Annotated in this window: 14 protein-coding genes, 1 pseudogene and 1 other annotated feature; of the genes and pseudogenes, 7 read left to right on the top strand and 8 right to left on the bottom strand. The window is 39.6% G+C overall.

Going from position 1 to position 21,821, the window contains the following annotated elements:
* Positions 1-208: 208 nt before the first annotated feature.
* Positions 209-1,030, top strand: coding sequence for a hypothetical protein (locus tag AC5JQI_RS09605; RefSeq protein ID WP_493914565.1), 822 nt, complete (start codon positions 209-211; stop codon positions 1,028-1,030).
* A gap of 227 nt (positions 1,031-1,257) precedes the next feature.
* On the top strand, positions 1,258-2,025 hold the full coding sequence (locus AC5JQI_RS09600; protein WP_493914564.1) for a hypothetical protein: 768 nt from the start codon (positions 1,258-1,260) through the stop codon (positions 2,023-2,025).
* Positions 2,026-2,084: 59 nt separating this feature from the next.
* On the opposite strand, the gene cysB is transcribed toward AC5JQI_RS09600, so the two are convergent.
* Together cysB and topA are read right to left on the bottom strand one after the other, a co-directional pair.
* The gene (gene cysB, locus AC5JQI_RS09595; protein WP_237386731.1) at positions 2,085-3,059 is read right to left on the bottom strand and encodes an HTH-type transcriptional regulator CysB; all 975 of its coding nucleotides are present in this window, start codon (positions 3,057-3,059) and stop codon (positions 2,085-2,087) included.
* Positions 3,060-3,406: 347 nt separating this feature from the next.
* The gene (gene topA / locus AC5JQI_RS09590) at positions 3,407-6,004 is read right to left on the bottom strand and encodes a type I DNA topoisomerase (protein ID WP_493914563.1); all 2,598 of its coding nucleotides are present in this window, start codon (positions 6,002-6,004) and stop codon (positions 3,407-3,409) included.
* Between the two features lie 307 nt (positions 6,005-6,311).
* On the opposite strand from topA, the pseudogene AC5JQI_RS09585 reads away from it, so the two are divergent.
* A pseudogene (locus AC5JQI_RS09585) lies at positions 6,312-6,588 on the top strand (DUF2498 family protein).
* Between the two features lie 135 nt (positions 6,589-6,723).
* Here AC5JQI_RS09585 and sohB read toward each other — a convergent pair.
* Positions 6,724-7,770 (bottom strand): protease SohB, encoded by a 1,047-nt coding sequence (gene sohB, locus AC5JQI_RS09580; protein WP_493914562.1) that lies wholly within the window; start codon positions 7,768-7,770, stop codon positions 6,724-6,726.
* Positions 7,771-7,996: 226 nt separating this feature from the next.
* Here sohB and AC5JQI_RS09575 point away from each other — a divergent pair, with 226 nt between their 5' ends.
* Positions 7,997-8,764, top strand: coding sequence for a YciK family oxidoreductase (locus AC5JQI_RS09575; protein ID WP_493914561.1), 768 nt, complete (start codon positions 7,997-7,999; stop codon positions 8,762-8,764).
* Positions 8,761-9,357 (top strand): cob(I)yrinic acid a,c-diamide adenosyltransferase, encoded by a 597-nt coding sequence (gene cobO, locus AC5JQI_RS09570; protein WP_493914560.1) that lies wholly within the window; start codon positions 8,761-8,763, stop codon positions 9,355-9,357. The genes AC5JQI_RS09575 and cobO overlap by 4 nt, the downstream gene beginning before the upstream one ends.
* A gap of 57 nt (positions 9,358-9,414) precedes the next feature.
* Here the strand turns inward: cobO and rluB are convergent, their stop codons facing one another.
* From rluB to AC5JQI_RS09545, 5 genes are all read right to left on the bottom strand, one after another.
* Complete coding sequence (gene rluB / locus AC5JQI_RS09565; protein ID WP_323853596.1) at positions 9,415-10,338, bottom strand: 23S rRNA pseudouridine(2605) synthase RluB; 924 nt, start codon at positions 10,336-10,338, stop codon at positions 9,415-9,417.
* Between the two features lie 63 nt (positions 10,339-10,401).
* On the bottom strand, positions 10,402-11,022 hold the full coding sequence (locus AC5JQI_RS09560) for an L-threonylcarbamoyladenylate synthase (protein WP_237386681.1): 621 nt from the start codon (positions 11,020-11,022) through the stop codon (positions 10,402-10,404).
* Between the two features lie 16 nt (positions 11,023-11,038).
* Positions 11,039-11,911, bottom strand: coding sequence for an RNase RNM (rnm, locus tag AC5JQI_RS09555; protein WP_493914559.1), 873 nt, complete (start codon positions 11,909-11,911; stop codon positions 11,039-11,041).
* 224 nt (positions 11,912-12,135) lie between these two features.
* Positions 12,136-17,232, bottom strand: coding sequence for a trypsin-like serine protease (locus tag AC5JQI_RS09550; protein WP_493914558.1), 5,097 nt, complete (start codon positions 17,230-17,232; stop codon positions 12,136-12,138).
* Positions 17,233-17,266: 34 nt separating this feature from the next.
* Positions 17,267-19,057, bottom strand: coding sequence for a hypothetical protein (locus AC5JQI_RS09545; protein ID WP_493914557.1), 1,791 nt, complete (start codon positions 19,055-19,057; stop codon positions 17,267-17,269).
* Positions 19,058-19,511: 454 nt separating this feature from the next.
* Positions 19,512-19,611: a sequence feature (Trp leader region), on the top strand.
* A gap of 47 nt (positions 19,612-19,658) precedes the next feature.
* Between AC5JQI_RS09545 and AC5JQI_RS09540 the strand changes: the two genes are divergently transcribed.
* On the top strand, positions 19,659-21,227 hold the full coding sequence (locus tag AC5JQI_RS09540) for an anthranilate synthase component 1 (protein WP_493914556.1): 1,569 nt from the start codon (positions 19,659-19,661) through the stop codon (positions 21,225-21,227).
* A complete protein-coding gene (locus tag AC5JQI_RS09535; protein ID WP_493914555.1) occupies positions 21,227-21,805 on the top strand; it encodes a glutamine amidotransferase-related protein in 579 nt (192 codons plus the stop codon). The genes AC5JQI_RS09540 and AC5JQI_RS09535 overlap by 1 nt, the downstream gene beginning before the upstream one ends.
* Positions 21,806-21,821: the final 16 nt, after the last annotated feature.

Raw genomic sequence — 21,821 nt, 5'->3', positions numbered from 1 at the left:
TTCAGTGAATTTCAAGATGCAGGACAACTGCAAGAACGGTTACTCGGAATCCCAGATCATCGTACTTTTATAAAAACAGTGATCTGGGGTGAATATGAGGATTCAGCAAAACTACAGCTTGAGAAACGAAAGACATATAAAAATAGATTGAAAACCAAAGGGTATATCCATGATATTCAATTAATTTTTAAAGATGGGAGAATGAATAATGAATATAAAAACGGATACTATACGCCAAAATCATTTAAATCATATACAGCAAGCTAACCAATTCTTTTCTACTGAAATTAAGAATCCATTTTCTTTGTCAGATTATCGGTTCAATGATACAGATGGCCTTCTCCAATTTGTTATAGCCTCGCAGATTGCCGACAAAACCCGTGTCATACAACAATTGAATAACATCAAAAAAACACAGATAGACCTTTCTTCAATAGCAACTGACTATATAACAAAATATTCTGATTTTCATGGAAAACAGTATAAAACCGATATTCAATTTTGGGGTGATGTCATAGAGAAATTGCCATTGATGAGCATTAAAAATATAGAAACACAAACTTATCATCATGAAATGAAAGGCGTTTCCATTGCAACCAACTTACTCCAACTCATTATGGATATCGTGATCAACACTTATTCTCCGTCCATTAAAAGCTTTGCTAATTTCCTGCAAAAACAGGGGGATGCCATAAGGTTAGGGTTAAAACGGAATAAAGATCACTATTCTACTCTGACACTGGCTAGTGTCATTGAAGCAGTTGGCATTGAAGAGCAGATCATGTATATCCCTAAAATGAAACTTTATAAAATAGATTTCGACCGAACCAATTCAGAAGTGACATCTAATTGCGCCTCTAATGAAAATGTAAATATCGAATTTACTTACTCATCCTGCATCTCGTTATTTGACTATCAATCATTAGAAGATCCAGAAATAAAGACAGCTTTTGATAGTTTTATTCTTAAACACAAAAAATCATCAATAGAGAATTCTGTCAGTTTTTTCAGTGGTGAATTTAATGTCTGAAAAAAACCATAAATAATTATAAACTTAACACTTTTAAAATATTATTATTAAATTCACATTAGCAATCTTTACCTCAATGTATAGGTATTAGTAAATGACATATCTAAAACAAACAGGGAATTGTTAAGAATTATTCGCTTGTTGTTTGATGAAAATAGGGGGATAAAGGTCTATCTCTTGTACATTCGTTGTACATCAATGTTTGATCATTTTTACAGGGGAATAATATGAATTATGAGAATTTTCCATTAATTAATTATTTTGATTTTTTGAAAAACAAAGGTCTCGTAACAGAATATAGGATGCCTAATGGGAAAAAATCACTAGAAATAAAATTCAATATGTTAAATGAATTAAAGCCGTTAACTCAAAAACAAGAACCAGATGATATTACCCGCACTAGACTGGTAAGCATGGGATTTATAGAAAATAATAATAGAAGATACATATTATGGAATGGGCATCTTTATGACATAAACCATATTACATATCAAAGCGCTATTTTACCCCAATTATCATATAGTGCTAATGAGTCTCATGCAGCGGGACATGCTCAATCTATACTCAGTCAATTTGGTACTACATCACCAATCGGCTCGTTAAGGATAAATCCAACAACGGAATATTATGAATCTATAAGAAACACCAGCTTCGCTGATTCATATAATGTACGCCCACAATCCCACAGAAGACATAGAGATTCTAGGAGACAGCCACCCGAATCCCCTCCTCAACCTCAACATAGTGTACCTTCTACCTCCTCTTATAATAATAGTCCTCCTCCCTATGAAGCACCACCACCCTATGACTCGCCTCCTTCTTATGATTCACCACCCCCTTATGAGGCGCCTCCGGCCTATGAGTCAATTACTCAAGATCCAACAATGAGGTCCAGAGGGGATATAGCAGGTCCATCTCATTTATCACAAGCGGGTCCCAGAGGCTCTGTACAGCCCCCTCGTTTTCAAAGAGGAGGAAGAAGGGGAAGAAGATAAAGACCAACCACCTCCCTACTTTTTGGAGGTGGTTTAATCTTCTTTATGATGCTTTTCCTTTATACAATCGGCAGTTCAATGTCTTTAAACATCTCTTCGATCTCTTCATTGGAACGCAATGCAATGGCTTTATCTACAACATCACGGGTTAAATGCGGAGCGAAACGCCAAATAAAATCATACATATAACTACGTAGAAAACTACTGCGTCGGAAGCCAATTTTAGTTGTGCTGTAACTAAATTTATCACGCATATCAATACGTACAAGATCACTGTCCTGAACAGGTTCTACAGCCATACTGGCAATCACACCAACCCCCAGCCCCAACCGTACATAAGTTTTAATCACATCGGCATCTGTTGCCGTAAATACGATTTTAGGTTTCAGGCCCGCTCGGTCAAAAGCAACATCCAGTTCAGAGCGACCGGTAAAGCCAAAAGTGTAGGTTACTATCGGATACTCTGCCAATTCTTCTATCGTCACATTCTGCCTATTGGCGAGGGGATGATCTTTCGTTACAACAACAGAGCGGTTCCAGTGATAACAAGGCAACATGATCAAATCGTTATAAAGATGAAGTGCTTCTGTTGCTATAGCAAAGTCACTGTTCCCTTTACATACTTCTTCTGCAATCTGAGTGGGTGAACCTTGATGCATATGCAATGATACGTTGGGATAACGTTCAATAAAGCCTTTAATCACAGGAGGCAGAGCATATCTTGCCTGTGTATGGGTTGTCGCAATATATAAAGAACCGCGATCAGGATAGGTATGCTCACTAGCAACAGATCGAATTGAATCGATTTTTGACAGGACCTCACGTGAAATACGGACAATTTCTTCACCAGCAGGAGTCACATGCGTCAGATGTTTGCCACTACGGGCAAATATTTGAATACCCAACTCATCTTCAAGCATTCTGACTTGTTTGCTGATCCCTGGTTGAGAGGTGTACAATCCTTCCGCCGTAGAAGATACATTCAGATTGTGATTAACCACCTCTACAATATAACGCAATTGCTGTAGTTTCATATCAGCACTGTCCCTAATAATAATATTGACGAATGTTTCGTAGTCTAATTAACTTCTATATTGCTAATGGTTATTCACATATAACTATATAGAATATCTTTTTGTAGGCATATAACCACTATAACATTAGCTGTATATTTATATAACAAATAATTAGGTTGAGTAACGATTATCAAACTCTCATTATAGATATATTGTGTTTAAATTCTCTTTAAATACAAAAAAGCCAGCCCTTAGGACTGACTTTTTAGAAAGAAAAGTTATATTTTTAGCAAAAAAAGAAATATCTGTCTGAATACATTTCATCGAGTAATACCCAATAATGGGTATATTCAATCATCATACTATTATTTCTCTTTCACCACCCAAGCACCCTCAACAAAAAAGGCAGCCCATCCGGTAGCTTTGCCATTTTTTTCAGAAGAAACATACTGTTGCTTAGTTTTGCGGCTAAAACGTACAACTGTTTTATTTCCTTCAGGATCAGTAACTGGCGCTTCTGCCAAGTAGAATAATTTTTCCGACAAACGGTCTTTGAACCGGACAAGCTCCTCAACCAGAGGCGCACGTGTTTCTCGTGATTTTGGGAATGTATTGGCGGCTAAAAATACCCCCGCTGCACCATCACGCAAAACAAAATAAGCATCCGATTTTTCACATGCTAATTCAGGGAGTGGCACGGGATCTTCTTTCGGGGGCGCAACTTCCCCATTACGTAAGATTTTACGGGTGTTTTTACACTCTTCGTTTGTACAGCCCATATATTTTCCGAAACGTCCCATTTTCAGGTGCATTTCCGAACCACATTTATCACACTCGACAATAGGGCCATCATAACCTTTGATGCGGAACTCACCCTCTTCAACTTCATAACCGTCACACGCAGGGTTATTACCACATACATGCAACTTGCGCTGGTTATCAATCAAATAGCTATCCATCGCTGTACCACATTTCTTACAGCGGCAGCGAGCACGTAAAGCATTAGTTTCCGCATCCTCCCCTTCCAAAATATTCAGAATTTCATTTTCAGGGATCAGGTTAATTGTCTGCTTGCATCGTTCTTTGAGTGATAACGCATAACCCGAGCAACCCAGAAATACCCCCGTCGTTGCCGTGCGAATTCCCATTGAACGATTACAGGTCGGACATTCAATGGAAGTAATTACCATCGGATTTGTACGCATGCCACCTTCATCAGGCTCTTTATTGGCGACATCAAGTTGTTCACTGAAGTTGGAGAAAAATTCATCCAACACACCTTTCCAATCCGCTTCGTTATTAGCAACATGATCGAGCTGGTCTTCCATTCTTGCAGTGAAATCATAGCTCATCAATTCATTGAAATTCTCTTCCAGGCGATCATTGACGATTTCACCCATTTTTTCTGCATAGAAGCGGCGGTTTTCAACTCGAACATAACCGCGATCCTGAATGGTTGAAATAATCGAGGCATAAGTTGACGGACGACCAATACCACGTTTTTCCAGCTCTCTGACCAGAGATGCTTCGCTGAAACGCGCTGGTGGTTTTGTAAAGTGCTGACTTGGAAGCAACTGCTGCAAATCAAGTTTCGTACCCGCCTCAATAACTGGCAAGGTATTATCTTCATCTCCTTTGCGCAATGCCGGCATCACTTTCGTCCAACCATCAAAACGCAGCGTACGCCCTTTAGCCCGCAGTTCAAAATCACCAGCCTTAACAGTCAGTGTGGTGGAATCATATTTCGCTGGCATCATCTGGCAAGCGATAAACTGACGCCAGATAAGCTGATACAGTTTCTGAGCATCAGCTTCCATATCTTTCAACTGTTCCGCCATCACTTCAACATTAGAAGGACGGATCGCCTCATGGGCTTCCTGAGAATTTTCTTTGCTGCTATAGACATTGGCGCTTTTTGGCAAATATTTGTCACCAAAATACGAACTGATATAACCGCGAACCATGTCCAACGCATCCTGACTCAAATTAGTCGAGTCAGTACGCATATAAGTGATATGGCCCGCTTCATATAAGCGTTGCGCCATCATCATAGTTTTCTTGACACCAAACCCAAGGCGCGTGCTTGCAGCCTGTTGCAATGTTGAGGTAATGAACGGCGCGCTGGGTTTGCTGGATGTCGGGCGATCTTCACGGTCAACGATCTTATACTTTGCTTTCTCAAGCAGAGATACCGCCGCCTGTGTTTGTTGAGCATTTACTGGCTCGAAAGATTTTCCCTTCTCGTGGGTCACTTCCATACGGAGAGCGATATCTCCCTTAGCCACTAAATCCACGTGCAGTTGCCAATACTCTTCCGGCACAAATGCCTTGATTTCACGCTCCCGCTCAACCACGAGACGAACCGCGACAGATTGAACCCGCCCAGCAGATAACCCTCTGGCAACTTTTTTCCACAGCAGGGGTGAAACCATATAACCGACAACGCGATCCATAAAACGGCGCGCTTGCTGTGCATTAACACGGTCAATATTCAATTCACCCGGTTTATCAAAAGCGTGTGTGATTGCATTCTTGGTAATTTCATTGAACACAACACGACTGAAACGTGTATCATCCCCACCAATCACTTCCCGCAGGTGCCATGCAATGGCTTCCCCTTCGCGGTCAAGATCCGTTGCAAGGTAGACATGCTCGGCTTTTTCAGCCAACGTTTTCAGCTCCGCGACAACTTTTTCCTTGCCGGGTAAAATCTGGTAATTTGCTTCCCAATCGTGATAGGGATCGACCCCCATACGACTTACCAGTGCTGTTTTCTCATCTTTTTTTGCTTTCTTTTTATTCTTATCGGTAGATGAGCTTGAACTCTTTTGACTCGCTGCCCCACTTGTCGGCAAATCACGGATATGACCCACACTGGATTTCACAACGTAGTCATTCCCCAGATATTTATTGATTGTTTTGGCTTTTGCCGGGGACTCCACTATAACAAGAGCTTTAGCCATAGTTACCTTTACCTAATTATCTTCTTTTCAGATGGCGAAAATCACGGCGTTATGTTGCGATATATAAAATAAAATCTCTTTTTATATTGCGATAGATTTACAAGATATCAACTAATTTTTATCTTGTGCTTTTGTTTAAGCGCAAAAACCTTTGAAATATTTAAGGTATTTTATATACCAACACAAACCATGCAATTGTATGATTTAACAGTTGTAAACAAAATCTTCCATCTGCATGACGAAAAGCCCACACTCTACCTGATAAAAAACGATGCGCAACAACTTATTTATCGAAGGAGTACAATAGATGCAAACTGAAACAATACCTATTAGGCAAGAACAATTACTGAAAAAAGCAAATGAAATCATCAGGACACACGAAGATTTTATACAAAGGATGTATGCAGGGAGTGTTGAGTAAAAAGGCGGAGTGTTAGTATTTCGTGGTGCATACTTTTCAGATGAATACGATTTACCTACTGTAAAGTAGTACAGCTGTGTTTAATATGTTTAAACATTTAGCGCATATATTGTCCGAAAAGCATCATTTAGCTGATCAAATAATGTACTCTATCACTCCGTAACAGTTAGCAATGATTATGCGGGTAATAAAAGGCATAACTGCCCTCTATTTACCCGCATGATACTAGCAATGATTTTAATGGTTAATTATTGCAATTGTATTTTATCAATTATCGCCATAATCCACATTATCATAATCATAACAGTGGCTTTTCGCCCCTTTGCCACCAGCGCATAAACAGTTTATCAATATTTTCCATTGCTCCACCCATAACGCGTTCTACCATGCGTTTACGGCGGGAATAGCTGACACCAATAACTTCACAATGCTCGATTTGTTCAATCAGAAAATCATCGCTGACACCCACTTCATCAATCAGCCCGTGTTCTTTTGCTTGCGTACCATACCAATATTCACCCGTAGCCACATTTTCCACATCCAAAGAAGGACGGTGCTGATGAATAAATGATTTAAATAATTTATGCGTTTCATTTAAATCTTCCTGAAATTTCTGGCGGCCCTGTTCAGTATTTTCACCCAGAACAGTCAAGGTACGCTTGTATTCGCCAGCAGTATGCAGTTCTACATCAATATCATTTTTCTTCAATAATCGATGGAAATTCGGCAATTGAGCCACAACACCAATCGAGCCAATAATCGCAAAAGGTGCAGCTATGATGCGATCGGCCACACAGGCCATCATATAGCCACCACTTGCCGCCACTTTATCCACAACTACTGTCAGACGTACCTCTTTCTGCCGCAAACGGGCTAATTGAGATGCGGCCAGTCCATAGCCATGCACCATGCCTCCCGGACTTTCCAGCCGTAGCAAAACTTCATCTTTTTTATCTGCTACCGCCAATACAGCGCTGATTTCCTCACGAAGGGAATCAACCTCATGGGCATCCATACTGCCTTTAAAATCCAGAACATAAAGACTCGGTTTCTGTAAGCCTTTTTGACCCGTTTTAGCTGCCGTTTTCTTCTGTTTGGCATCATCTTTTTGCTGCTTTTTTAATGCTTTTTGCCAGATTTTTCGTTCTGCCTCACTCATTCGGGCTTGCTGCATCTGGCGTTGTTTCTTCTTATATGACTCACCAAGATTAGTCAGCCTTAACTCTCCTTTCTGAATGGTTTTACGTACACCCAATCCAATACTAAATACCGCCAGAACGACGATCGCTAATACTACAGTAAGCACTTTGGCCAAGAATAATCCGTATAGAGACAAATATTCCACAGATCCACCTTTATTATCTTCTGATGAACAATATGCTTCATTTTAACTAAAAACTGGAGGCAGCGCTCTAACAGTTTACTTAACTCTTTTTTAATTAAGGTTTACTCTCATTCACTGATTTAGACAAATTTGACGAGGGCTTTAAGTTTTGTTTTGATGATGGCCTGCGTGTGCCATCCTGAAATGGCAAATATCAGATTTACAAGAATTATAGGAAGATTGTTTGATGTTCAACTACCAACCCAATCATGATCTGCTGCAACACAAAATTATTTTAGTAACCGGTGCTGGCGATGGTATTGGGCGTGAAGCCGCTCTGACTTATGCCCGCCACGGTGCACAAGTTATTCTGCTGGGGCGAACTACTGCAAAGCTTGAAGCAGTGAAACAGCAAATTGAAAATGATGGGGGCTTACCTGTCAGCATTTATACAATAGATCTTTTGACGGTAACCGCACAAGAATGCCAGGATTTCTCCAGAAAGCTGGCACAGCATTATTCCCGTCTGGATGGCGTTTTACACAATGCAGGGCTTCTCGGCGTCGTCGCACCTATCATAGAGCAACCCGCACAACTTTGGCATGATGTAATGCAAGTAAATGTCAATGCAACTTTCATGCTGACTCAGGCATTGATTCCTCTGTTGCTAAAAGCGCCCAGCGGCGCTTTAATATTTACCAGTTCCAGCGTAGGACGTGAAGGGCGAAGTGGCTGGGGTGCCTATTCTGTTTCCAAATTTGCCACAGAAGGTTTTATGCAGATTTTGGCGCAAGAATATCAAGACACTACCCTGCGTATTAATTGTATCAATCCGGGTGGAACCCGTACCAGTATGCGTGCCAGTGCATTTCCTGATGAGAACTCAGCCAAACTAAAAACACCAGCGGATATTATGCCTGTCTATCTTTATGTTATGGGTGATGATAGCCTGAATGATTCTGGCATCAGTTTTGATGCTCAACCCGGTCGCAAAGCGGGGCCTGCTGAATCATGACGAGAGATAACAACCAGTACCACAAAAGACAACAACGTCTGAAAGAGAAAATCGATGCCCGTATTGAAGCAGCACAGCAAGAACGCGGGATCGTCATTGTATTCACCGGAAACGGAAAAGGAAAAACCACCGCTGCATTTGGCACCGTCACTCGTGCAATCGGGCATGCTCAGCGCGTTGGCGTTATCCAATTTATCAAAGGGACATGGGAAAGCGGTGAAAGAAATTTTCTGGCACAGCAAGGGGTTGAATTTCATGTAATGGCAACAGGTTTCACGTGGGAAACACAAAACCGTGAAACAGACACCGAAGCTTGCCAGACTGCATGGAAACATGCCGTGACGATGTTGTCCGATCCTTCATTGCATCTTGTGGTTTTGGATGAACTGACTTATATGGTCAGCTACGGTTATCTGGAACTGGCGGATGTTCTAACTACACTCAAACAGCGTCCTTCACACCAGAGTGTGATAATCACTGGCCGGGGATGTCACAGAAAGTTACTGGAATATGCTGATACGATTACAGAGATGCGACCGGTAAAGCACGCTTTTGATGCCGGCATCAAAGCACAGAAAGGCGTTGATTGGTAAAGTAAACCCGCTGTTTCAATAATATGTTGCTATAATTGAAACAGCGGGTTGAAGATATTAACGACCTTTAGGTGTCGTTTTTCTTCCTGCATTCTGACGAGAGCTACTTGCAGGACGTTTTCCCGCCGGACGGGATGCAACCTTAGCATGTCGTTTCACTGCACGACGGATCTGGTTAGCCTTAATGCGGCGTTGATCACGCTCAACAGCTACTTTCGTCACCATTTCATCGCTCAAACCAACCAATTGACGTAAATAGTTAGTCTGTTCCAGCCCCAACTCAGTCCAACCAGCACGTGGCAAACCTTTTGGCAGGTCGATATCGCCATAACGTACACGGATCAGGCGGCTGACCTGCACGCCGACAGATTCCCACAACCTTCTGACTTCACGGTTACGGCCTTCCGTCAATGTGACGTTGTACCACTGGTTGATACCTTCGCCGCCTTTAAATGTAATGGTTTTGAATGATGCAGGGCCATCTTCCAATTGAACGCCTTGGGTCAACTGACGAAGTTTTGCATTATCAACTTCACCGAAAACACGGACAGCATATTCACGTTCTACTTCACGGCTCGGATGCATCAGACGGTTTGCTAATTCACCATCGGTTGTAAACAACAGTAACCCGCAAGTATTGATATCCAAACGCCCCACCGCTATCCATCGCGCATCCTGCATTCTTGGCAGACGATCAAATACGGTCGGACGACCTTCGGGATCATGGCGGGTACATAGCTCACCTTCCGGTTTATAGTAAGCCAGAACACGGCAAACTGATTTCTGTGGCTCTTTGATATTTAAAATCCGTCCATCCAGACGAATTTTTACTGAAGGTTTAACTTCAATTCGATCACCCAACGTTGCGGTTTTGCCATCGATGCTGATGCGCCCTTGTTGGATATACCCTTCAATTTCGCGACGGGAACCATGGCCAGAACGCGCAAGAACTTTTTGTAACTTTTCTGTTTTATCGCTCATTGAGCAACCTCTATTGTCGCCTTCACAGGCGTCGTATCATTAAATAAAATTAAATCGTACATCTTACAAAAACGGTGTTATATCACCTTCGCCTTTGCGAAGAATGACTGCTGAATCACCAGTTAAATCCACTACCGTTGTTGGTTGCTGCCCAAGATAACCACCGTGAATAATTAAATCAACTTGTTTACCCAATGTATCTTTAATCTCTTCAGGATCGGACTCCGCAAAATCATTTCCGGGCAAAATCAAACTACATGACATCAATGGTTCGCCCATTTTCTCCAGCAACGCTAAAGCGATAGGATTGGAGGAAACACGCAGACCGATGGTTTTACGTTTTTCGTTCATCAAACGGCGGGGAACTTCTTTTGTCGCCTGCAAAATAAAGGTGTAATTTCCCGGTGTGTTATTTTTGATCAACCTGAACGCCTGATTATCCACATGAGCGTAAGTCGAGATCTCGGAAAGATCACGACATATCAATGTAAAATTATGGCGTCCTTCCAATTGGCGGATGCGGCATATGCGGGTCATGGCATCCTTATTTTCAAGACAGCAACCGATGGCATAACCTGAATCAGTAGGATAAATGACAACTCCTCCCTTTTTCAGCACTTCCACACTTTGATCAATAAGACGGGCTTGTGGATTGTCAGGGTGGATATAAAAAAACTGGCTCATAATATAACCTCTACTTCTATGCAGCCCCAATCCGTGACCAGTCGTGCCATATCGGTACAACATCACCAGGTAACCACAAATTGCGCCCAAGTTCTATCCATGAACAGGGTTGGTGAAAATCTGATCCCAATGATACTTTCAGCCCATATTCTCTTGCTAGTTGACCAAGTTGTTGCCTTTCATTAGGTGCTTGCTGGCACTGTGCAACTTCCATTGCATCACCACCATGGTGTTTAAACCAAACTATTAACCGTTTCAGCCATTTCATCGACAAATCATATCTGCCCGGATGGGCAATTACAGCTTGTCCTCCTGCTTGGTGAATGGTTTCAATAGCCTGCTCAATTGTACACCATTGCGGAGGGACATAACCGATTTTTCCCTTTGCCAGATATTTCTTAAAAACTTTCGGGATCGTCGGTTCAACTCCTGCCTCTATCAAGTAACGGGCGAAATGCCCACGAGTAATCTGCCCGCCATTGGCTAATCGAGATGCGCCTTCCCAAGCATCAGGAATGCCAGCTTTAGCTAGACGAAGTCCAATTTCAATACCACGCTGATTTCTTAAATCAACCTGCTTGGCCAAGAGTTCCCTTAAGGTAATAGAATTGATATCAATATTTAAACCCACAATATGGATTTCAAAGTTCTCCCATGACGTTGAAATTTCAGCGCCAGATACTAATATCAGCGGCAGATTATTTTGCTGGATATGATTTAAAGCAGGTTGAATTCCTTCCGTCGTATCATGATCGGTAATTGCCAATACATGAATACCCATGGCGATAGCTCTGTCCACGAGTTGCTCAGGTGATAAAACCCCATCTGAAGCGGTCGTATGGCTATGTAAGTCATAGCGTTTTGTCATTTCACTGGCAGCTTCAGTCATTGTTTTTTTTACCTGTTTTTGTGGGATGTGAAACAAGAAAACTATCTATCAAGTGCTGCTATCAAGCACTAAGTGACAATAATAACATAGGAGATTGAATTGAAGGAAAGTGATTATTAGTTGACTCTATTCTTTAGAATAATGTAAGGCGGCTGTCATTTCAGCCGCACTTTAAGCATTATCAATGCATTAATTTTTTCATTTATAAATAAAAGATGAAATACTTACTTCATATAAGGTCTATAATAAAATTTCCTTTCATAGTGAGTTAATTGCCCACAAAATTGAGCAGAAATATTTATATTTTGTGCTCCGAATTGATTACGCTGTACTTCAAAATTCCAATTCCCCAGAGCATCAGCAGTTGTACTTCCTTGTTTTATATCTGTAGGTGAACCAACTCCACTATGAAACATACCTGTACTCTGAACTTTGTATAAAGCTACCATTTCCGGTTTCGCTTTCCCCGTCACTTTAATAGACATTGGACGGCGATATGAAACAATGATTCCATTTTCTTCTGGATAGAAAATGTCTAAAACAGCCACATCAACCTTACTCTCTTTAGTATTTTTGAAAACATGGCCATTAATCATAAGGGATTGTGTAGCTTCTATCTGATATGTTCCCATCTGAGCATTATATAGACTACAACTCCATTTACCATCCATCTTTGAAGCCTGTACGGGACCACAGTTCCAATGATTTCCATTTGCAGATTTCGCTTTCAGGGAAATATAAGCACCTTTTGTCGCTGTTCCCGTAATTGGAATAGAAATAGTTCCATTACTCTCCATAATAGGAATATATTTCACTGGTGTTTTTGTAATTTCACTTGCACTTGGAACTGTACAAATTGGTTCAACCGTAGGAGTAATAGTAATATCCGGCATATAGACCACGTCAAAATTACGTGTTACTGGTTTTCCCAAAGGCACATTATCTACCCATTGCTGCGCCAAAAGCCTATATACGCCCGCAACTGACTCTATGGGATTCGGACAAACCCAATTTTGATTATCATCGACATCAACCTCGCAGATCTGCTTACCTGTAATAGAAACGGTGACACGGGCACCCACTTGCCCCTTACCACTAATTGTATACGTCGGAGTTGCAATTTGTTCCCCTTCCTCTGGTTTAAGCACACTCATTTGCAAATTATTCCCATAGCGTACTTTGAAATTTCTATTAATCTGAGAACCGACATCATCCACAATCATGACATCATAATCTCCGGGTATAGAACTGTAAGGCCCGCATGTCCATGTGTAATCCTTCATGTTGAGCTTCGCATGACAATCATCATGATCGCCGAACGCTTTTACTGTGACATTTTTGGCATTACTTGGCATTGTGCCGCTAAAGTTATATGAAGGTGTTTTGATCACTTCATTTTCTTTGGGTAATTTCACCGTTAACGTGGTTTCACCAGGGTCGGGAGCTATATCAAATGTAATCTTTGCTGTTGATTGACGCACGTTATCCAAAAAGGCCGTTGCCACCAATTTTTGTTCACCTTTAACTGCGGTATCCAGACCATCAATCCATTCCCAATTGCCCTGTTTATCCACAGTGACACCATTCTTACAAACCTGAGAAAGAACTTTTTTATCTAAGCAAACTGTTGTTCCCGGCTCACCTGTTCCCTTCGGTAAGACATTATCAAGACGCTGATATATCTCGCCATTATGAGGTTGTGTGATCACCACAGATTTGACAGTTTTGGTTTGGACTTCAAAAGATATTTGCGTGGTTGAAACTATCTGATTATTGATAAATTGATCAGCAGAAATAGTGTATTTCCCTTCTTCAGGCTGATAAGGCCCGCAGGACCATTGACCTGATGATGCATCAATAGTGGTATTACAATCCTCAATACCACCAAAGCCTTCGATATATACCTGAGCACCCTTTTCTCCCGTGCCTGAAACAGTAAAAGGCAGTTTTATTACTTTTGCGCCATGATTAGGAGCAGTGATGTTTATTTTTGTTTTGGTGACCTCGTACTTACGCGTAACTTGTGAGGTTCTTTCGTAAGTATCACCTAATTCACCCAATTGAGCCGAACCTGTTTTTTGATACTGAGCCGCATAAAGGAAAAACTTCCCTTCGTTGGTTGCAACCATGGCAGAGTTATCAGGACATGACCATTTTCCTCCTTTATCCACTGTTGCAGTGCAAATAATTCCTTCACTTGAAATCGGTAAAGTTACTTTTTCTGGCGGTAGAATATATTCAGAGGCTGTAACAAAGATCAGTTGATCGGGGCTTCCCTGACCTTTAATGGAAATGTTGTCATTTAATCTGTACTGTGCTCCCTGTTTAGGCTCGGTAATACGCATCGGGACAGTAAAAGTCCATTTAATCGGATCACCGACGTTCACGCCATTTTGGGTTTCCTGTAATGTCATCGTATAGGTATCTCCACCGAAGATATCTCCCGGATGAATCGTGAACTCCCAAAAGAAACCCAGAGCACCACTGAATGCAGAAGCAATTCCTTCAATTGCACCCCAAACACCACCAATCAAACTACTTAGAAAACCGCCAAATCCACCACCACCTCCTCCTCCGGCAGGGCCATTAAACGTGCCAGAAAAGGTAATAGGGTTATCAGGATCAACCGTTGAATTATTCTTGGGGTTATTTATTTCAAATTTTTTCTTTTCGGGTTCATCATCATTATTCTTATCTTTAATGGTAAGTTGTGTAACATCTGTGGCAACTACTTTTCCTTCTTTTATTAACTCAGCGGTTAATTCATAAGTGCCTACCGGGAAAATGATTGGCCTGCCACATTGCCAGTTACCATTATCGCTGACCACAGCACCTGTGCAAATCAACGTTTCCTTACCAAGGTCTTGATTGTTTTCTTTTAGCTCTGATGAAAGATCAATCCTGCGTCTTTTAATAGCGACCTCATCTCCTGGTATATTAGAACTCCCTGACAAAAAGCTTGGGCTGCCTACAGTATTTGTTTCTCCTACAGAAGGGGCTGTGAATTGAACTTCAGGGTTTACTATACTAAAGTAGGTTCTGTCAGGCGTTAAACCCATCCAGGTACGTTTAAACTTTTTCAACCCTACCGGATGATACCTATCTGCCACTTCAATATAATAAAACCCATCTTCCAGTGTAGAAGGGAGAGAAATACCCCAATTTGGAAAATCATGACTTTCCCGATATTTGGTGTATTCTGTTGGAATAATATCAAAATATTGATTGTTTTTTAGTTTAACTTTTAAATAGATATCATTACCTTCTTTAGAGCATAAATTATCTTCTGGCGGCAAAGGTGTATTATCTTTTTTCTTCATACATATAAAATATTCTGACGGTAAGATCACATCATTATTCGGAAGAGTATATCCACTGTTATCACTACCATAACCAGAGAATTTATGACTTTCAATTTCAGCAGATAAAATTTCTTTCGGATTATAAAGATCATATTTATCGATAAATATAGGTTTAAAATATCTTCCTTTTAAATTTTTTTCCTTTAGCAATTTTTTATTATCAAGCGGATCAACACCTTCAACTTTCTGTATTGCTGCTGCTTGAATATCTGATAATCTAAAAATGGAACTTTCAGTTTCTCCTGAAGCATTTATCAAATAAAATCCCTTGTCATTGATTCTTTTATCTTGACAATCCACATACCCTTCTTTAAAAATACAAACAATCTTAGCATCTTCATCATGAGAAACGTTAAGATTCAAAAGTTTTTTATATTTATAACCTGAGTTTTCTTCATTTAGAGATAATGCTACCTCTGTAACGGTTTTTTCTTCCGAGAGAGTTATATTAACCTGATCATAAATATTTATATCTTTTGTATTCTGATTCGCCGTTATTTTAATATTTATACCTTCCTCATTCAAATCTTCTTTAATCTCCCTGATTAAATCAACTTGCATATTACATAGCCACTCACCATATTCATTGGTTTTTATTGTTCCATTTCCCCCTCTTTCTTGACATAATTCTTTTTCTTTATAGACATAATCATCTGAGTCAACTTGCAATGTTACTTGAACTTCTGAATGAGAATCAGCATAACCACGTAATCTAATATCCTCAGTATAAATAGTTACTCCATCAGTTGGATAAACAATTCCAAATTCTTTCGAAACAGAAGGTATTTCTGCTTGTATCGAATCTTTTGTCCATGTTTCATTTTTCGATAAAGAGTCTGAAATTTCACTGGCAATAATAGTTATCTTATAATTTTTTGTTTCATCTAAATCTTTAAAAATTTTTTCACGGGGAATAGTGCATTTCCATTCCAGAAAGGAGCTGACTTTATCTTTACATTCAACTGAGTCTTGTAAAATATTGTCGATAGTGTAAGTAAGCTTAATTTTACTTAACGCTCTTCCAAACCCTTTAACAGTAATATTTTCTTCTCGTTTTGTTAACTCAGAATTCCAATCTGGAGTATAAATCCAAATATGTTTCATAGTACTGGAAAACCACTTTATAAGATTTAAAGAGGAATCTGAATACTTATTAGTTATATCTGAAATTAAGACAGGAAGATAATTAATTTCTCCTGATTTCCCTTTAGCCATTTGAAGCCCAGCAGAAGTAACCCCAATAATGGTATCATCCCAAATAACTGGGCCTCCAGAATCTCCGGGTTGTGTAATACCTGAACTGAACCCTTTATTTTTATTTGCTTCTATAATAATTCCCTGTTTCCCATTAGCATCTAAAGCAGGGGCTAAAATTTTCACATCGGCTCTATATTGAGAGCCGTCATTTATTTGTTGCTCACCTGTATCTTCATCAATACCCCTAAGTCCATAACCATAAACAGAAGCTTGGTAATAATTACTGTCCAACTTTTCATAAGCTTCATCGTAATTAAAGAATCGACGAATATGGCCACAACATTCTTTTATTATTGGTTTTTCTAACTGTATAAGAGCAAAATCATTATAAGAGTTATCGTTAAAATAATGTTTTATAAAACCATAACGTGATGCAGTGCCTATTTGCTCTTTTTTATAATTTTTAATGAGATATTCTTTGAATTTTGTTTCCTTTATTTCTTTATCATCCATTTCACAATGTGCAGCGGTAAGAACATATTTTTCAGATATCAAAGATCCACTGCACATAAATTTCTCATCACCATCATTATTCTTATAAAAAATACTAACAACCCAAGGCTTACATTTATCATCAGTATCACAACTTTTTTCTCCCCCTACAATAGCCTCTAAAGGTTGAGATCTCAATTCAGTATCAGAAAACAAATTTCCGCAATAAAATAAAAGAAACAATATAAATATCTTTCTAAAAAAAATCATGGTATTCTCCTTGAATATGGAGTAATAGTTATTTTTATTTAACACAAATCATTCCACGATCGCTACCAGTGCATTTTAGTATTTTTTTATCTCGCGCTTTATAAATTTCACTATTTGATTCTTCCTGAAAAGTGAAATTATATTCACCTCTTTTAGCATAATATTTATTCTTTGTTACCCAATCACCATACTCATTTGTAAATGCTTCTTCCAACTGATTTTCATAAAGCAATATGTTGACTTCTGGCATGAGATCCTCATCCTCAACTTCTGGCATAGATGTTCCAGAAAATTTGGTGAATACATTGATGTTGTTAGCTTCTACAGAAAAAATTTTAGAACTCAGTATAGTCACTTCAGCATTATCGTTTTTACTAGGAAATTCTGTCGATTCACTATTCTTAGCCTGAATTTCCATAATACCTATAGGTACGTTTTCAGCTTCAACACTCCACTTATTATCCACAACATTTTCACGAAAGGACTGTTCGAAGTTACCTTGATAATCTGCAGATTTCACATTAACAATAATGGTTCCATCAGTGGCTTTACCACCAATAAAAATATTCTGTTCATTAACCGTTGTTGAAGAAACTACTTCATGATTTTTTGGTTCAGTTAATTCAATTGAGCACGGTGATGTGCTATAGCTGATTTCTTTTTTCCCCGAGATCTCAGGTAAAAGAGATTGATTAGTGCTCTGTAGTTCAAAATTACTAGATACAGAAGCCTTATAATGAATAAAGCAAACGGCTTCTAAACCCTCCAGATTCCATTTACCCGTTCCAGTATCAACATCTGGAGTATAATTCATCGTCGGTGCATAAATAGTCCCATCTTTTTGGTAACCTGTTATTTGCACCTGAATACGTCTGTCATTATCAGCTGTATCGCTATTCACTTGGCCTGATAAGTTATACTTTCCTGTAGGAATAGTTTGCCCGTCCTGAATGGAGGTAATTGTTGCTCCACATGGAGGCCCGTTAAAACTTACATCAGAATTTTCCACGCCATCAATGTAAATTGTTCCGGTGATACCACAATCTATCCAGAGCTGTCCTTCCCAGTTTTCTGTACCTTCTATAGCCTTAACAGAATATACATAAGGATTGAAACTTGTTCTAATAATAATAGAATAGCCATTTTCCATAACTCCTTTCCCTAAAAAGGTAATGAAGTTATTTTCAACTGTTGAATTAGGCTTAGGTGATGTGATTTGTGGTCGTTCCGAATTGTTATCGTCTTTAATAGTAATAACAATATTGCTAGGGTTATAACTTGTATTACTACTAACACTCTTGTTGCCACAATTCACTCCATCACACATAGCAGTTACTGCAAGATAACAAGTATCATTAATGGAGTTAAATAATGAACTATCATCTGTTTCTACTATCGTATTCCATCCTGTAATTGAAAAATAGGTTTCCAACCTAAAAGTACATGACTTATATGCATTCCCTTCCTTATAGGTAGTAGCTTTCCATGTAACAAATTTATTTTCACCCGAGCATCCTTGAAAAAAACCATTATTATCTCTAAGATGTTCTTGATGTTTTCCTCCTGGTTTTAAATAAATATCATTATCTCCAACATTATACATACATGAATGATCTGAAATTTTTATTTGTAAGTCATCATTCTTACTGTCATTTTCAAAGGTTAGATTATAATCCGCATAGAAATTATTTCTTTTTTTTGACTCATCATATTTCCCACTTGAAATAGTATCATTATTCATTAATTCAATTGCACTGGCATTAGTAAAATAAACCATAGCAATAAAAAATAACATGGAAAGCAATCTTATTTTACTTATACTCATAATGATAACCCTCAGTTAAAAAGTGATATTATCATGAAAAACAAAATTAAATTTTTAAATCATCATATTCATTAGAACAGATTTACAATCGAGCCATTATTATAAAAAAGAAACAATTTTAATTAATCTTATTATGTTAAATTAAAAATGAAACCTAAGACATTCATATATAGAACATAAATAAAACCCGAGTTTTTATAAAAAATTCGTTTTAATTATTTTTTATCAGGTCTGACAAAATACTTATAATGAGTGAATACATGTTACATAGATTTCAAATAATCAGTTGTCTTCCTTACATCATCATTTTGCTAAAAATTTTAAAAAAACTATTGACAAGCAAACCTCGAACCAGTCTACTAGTACAAGGATCAGGTGAGCTTCTTTACCAAAACACCATTGAGAAAACATGAGGCACTCGAAAATGATCGTATTTATGCAAACTATACAAGTAAATCGTTGGTGGCAGTACTTCCCATTCCGGGCGGTTGGCTTACGCACATAAGTACGATACACAAGTGCCAAAACCCGCCCTAAAAAGCGGGTTTTTTTATACCTGTTTTTTATAAAAAAATTTTGTGAATGAAGGTAGTAATGGGGTATGAACATGATCGGAAAAGAATTTAATATCTCTATAAATCAGATTGATACTGTTTATAAAACAGATCCAACACTGCTTTTTCATCAGCTTTGTAGTAATCGTCCAGCAACGTTATTGCTGGAGTCTGCTGAAGTTCACAGTAAAAAGAATCTCAAAAGCATCTTGATCATTGATAGTGCCATGCGCATTACAGCCAACGAGCGTCAGGTCACTTTTGAAGCACTTACAGTCAATGGCCAAAATTTGCTCCCTATACTCGCTACTCTACTTTCAGAAAAAGCTCAATTGAATGTGGAGTCACAGGTTATGCGAGCACAGTTTCCTGCTACCAGGCATAATTTGGATGAAGACAACCGACTAAAATCCGATTCAGTTTTCGATGCATTGCGTGCTATAACAACTTTGGCATCTTTCTCAGAATCTCCCGATGCCATTTTCGTTGGTGGATTGTTTGCTTACAATTTAGTAGCCGGATTTGAACCATTACCCACAGTAAAAAACCACCAACGTTGCCCTGATTTTTGTTTTTATCTCGCAGAAACACTATTGACAATAGATCATCAGAATAAACATTCATTTCTACAAACTTCGCTGTTTGGAGAATCCGATTCTGAAAGGCAACGCCTCAACGAGCGTATGACAATATTGGCCTCCGCGATTTCAGAACCTATTCCCTCACTTTTGCCTACTACGTTATTGTCTGATATCACTATTGACTGCAACCTGAGCGACGAACAATACGCAAATATCGTGCTACAATTACAGCAATCTATCCGTCAAGGGGACATTTTTCAGGTAGTCCCATCACGACGTTTTACTCTGCCTTGCCCTTCTCCACTCAATGCTTACCACGTTCTGAAAAAACAGAACCCAAGCCCCTACATGTTTTTTATGCAGGATCAAGACTTTTACCTGTTCGGAGCCTCGCCAGAAAGTGCTCTTAAATATGATTCCCGCAACCGACAGATAGAGATCTATCCGATAGCTGGTACACGCCCGCGTGGACTCCATGCCAATGGAGAACCGGATACTGATTTCGATAGTCGTCTTGAACTGGAAATGCGTACTGATGCCAAGGAAATGTCTGAACACGTGATGTTGGTTGATCTTGCCCGAAACGACTTGGCCCGTATTTGTGAGCCGGGCAGCCGCTATGTGGCTGATTTAACCAAAGTCGATCGCTATTCGTTTGTTATGCATCTCGTTTCTCGGGTTGTTGGCACACTCCGGCACGATCTGGACATCTTTCATGCCTATCAGGCCTGCATGAACATGGGGACGCTGACGGGAGCACCTAAGGTTCGTGCTATGCAACTTATTGCTGAATATGAAGGTGAGCAGCGTGGCAGTTATGGCGGAGCTGTCGGTTATTTCACTGGTAAAGGGGATTTTGATACCTGCATTGTGATTCGTTCTGCTTATGTGGAAAACGGTCAAGCCACAGTTCAGGTCGGTGCTGGTGTTGTTTTGGATTCTATCCCCCAATCCGAAGTGGATGAAACTCACAGTAAAGCCAGAGCTGTTATTCGCGCGATTGCCCAAGCACATCATGTGGAGGTGACATTCTGATGGCCGATATTCTTTTACTCGATAATGTTGATTCCTTTACATATAACCTCGTGGATCAACTGCGTACTCATGGTCATCGTGTCATTATTTACCGCAATACAGTGTCAGCAGACATAATCATTGCCAAACTCGACGAGATGGAATCACCACTTCTGATGTTATCCCCCGGTCCCGGGAAACCGTCAGATGCTGGCTGTATGCCTGAATTACTCAAACAAATGATAGGACAGATCCCGGTAATCGGCATCTGTCTTGGGCACCAGGCAATTATTGAAGCCTATGGAGGAAAAGTCTCTGCTGCCCAAGAAATTCTGCATGGCAAAGCAACACCAGCTACTCATGATGGACACGGTATGTTTGCAGGTCTGCCAAATCCCCTGACTGTTGCCCGTTATCATTCACTTACCGGTGTACAGATCCCTGTAACACTGACTGTCTCTGCCTCATGTTGTGGCACAGTGATGGCTGTTCGCCATGATACGCACAAAGTTTGTGGATTCCAGTTTCACCCCGAATCTATTCTGACTACACAGGGTGCCAAGCTGCTTGAGCAAACGCTGGCATGGACATTTAATTAAAAATATTGAATTGAAT

The sequence above is a fragment of the Xenorhabdus sp. XBWT genome (genome assembly GCF_059072735.1).
This window is presented reverse-complemented; position numbering and strand designations above follow the sequence as displayed.

Excerpts from the sequence above, each read along its gene's own strand:
- AC5JQI_RS09605 (WP_493914565.1), top strand. The coding sequence starts at position 209 with ATGAATATAAAAACGGATACTATACGCCAAAATCATTTAAATCATATA.
- AC5JQI_RS09600 (WP_493914564.1), top strand. The coding sequence starts at position 1,258 with ATGAATTATGAGAATTTTCCATTAATTAATTATTTTGATTTTTTGAAA.
- cysB (WP_237386731.1), bottom strand. The coding sequence starts at position 3,059 with ATGAAACTACAGCAATTGCGTTATATTGTAGAGGTGGTTAATCACAAT.
- topA (WP_493914563.1), bottom strand. The coding sequence starts at position 6,004 with ATGGCTAAAGCTCTTGTTATAGTGGAGTCCCCGGCAAAAGCCAAAACA.
- AC5JQI_RS09575 (WP_493914561.1), top strand. The coding sequence starts at position 7,997 with ATGTTCAACTACCAACCCAATCATGATCTGCTGCAACACAAAATTATT.
- cobO (WP_493914560.1), top strand. The coding sequence starts at position 8,761 with ATGACGAGAGATAACAACCAGTACCACAAAAGACAACAACGTCTGAAA.
- rluB (WP_323853596.1), bottom strand. The coding sequence starts at position 10,338 with ATGAGCGATAAAACAGAAAAGTTACAAAAAGTTCTTGCGCGTTCTGGC.
- AC5JQI_RS09560 (WP_237386681.1), bottom strand. The coding sequence starts at position 11,022 with ATGAGCCAGTTTTTTTATATCCACCCTGACAATCCACAAGCCCGTCTT.
- rnm (WP_493914559.1), bottom strand. The coding sequence starts at position 11,911 with ATGACTGAAGCTGCCAGTGAAATGACAAAACGCTATGACTTACATAGC.
- AC5JQI_RS09550 (WP_493914558.1), bottom strand. The coding sequence starts at position 17,232 with ATGATTTTTTTTAGAAAGATATTTATATTGTTTCTTTTATTTTATTGC.
- AC5JQI_RS09545 (WP_493914557.1), bottom strand. The coding sequence starts at position 19,057 with ATGAGTATAAGTAAAATAAGATTGCTTTCCATGTTATTTTTTATTGCT.
- AC5JQI_RS09540 (WP_493914556.1), top strand. The coding sequence starts at position 19,659 with ATGAACATGATCGGAAAAGAATTTAATATCTCTATAAATCAGATTGAT.
- AC5JQI_RS09535 (WP_493914555.1), top strand. The coding sequence starts at position 21,227 with ATGGCCGATATTCTTTTACTCGATAATGTTGATTCCTTTACATATAAC.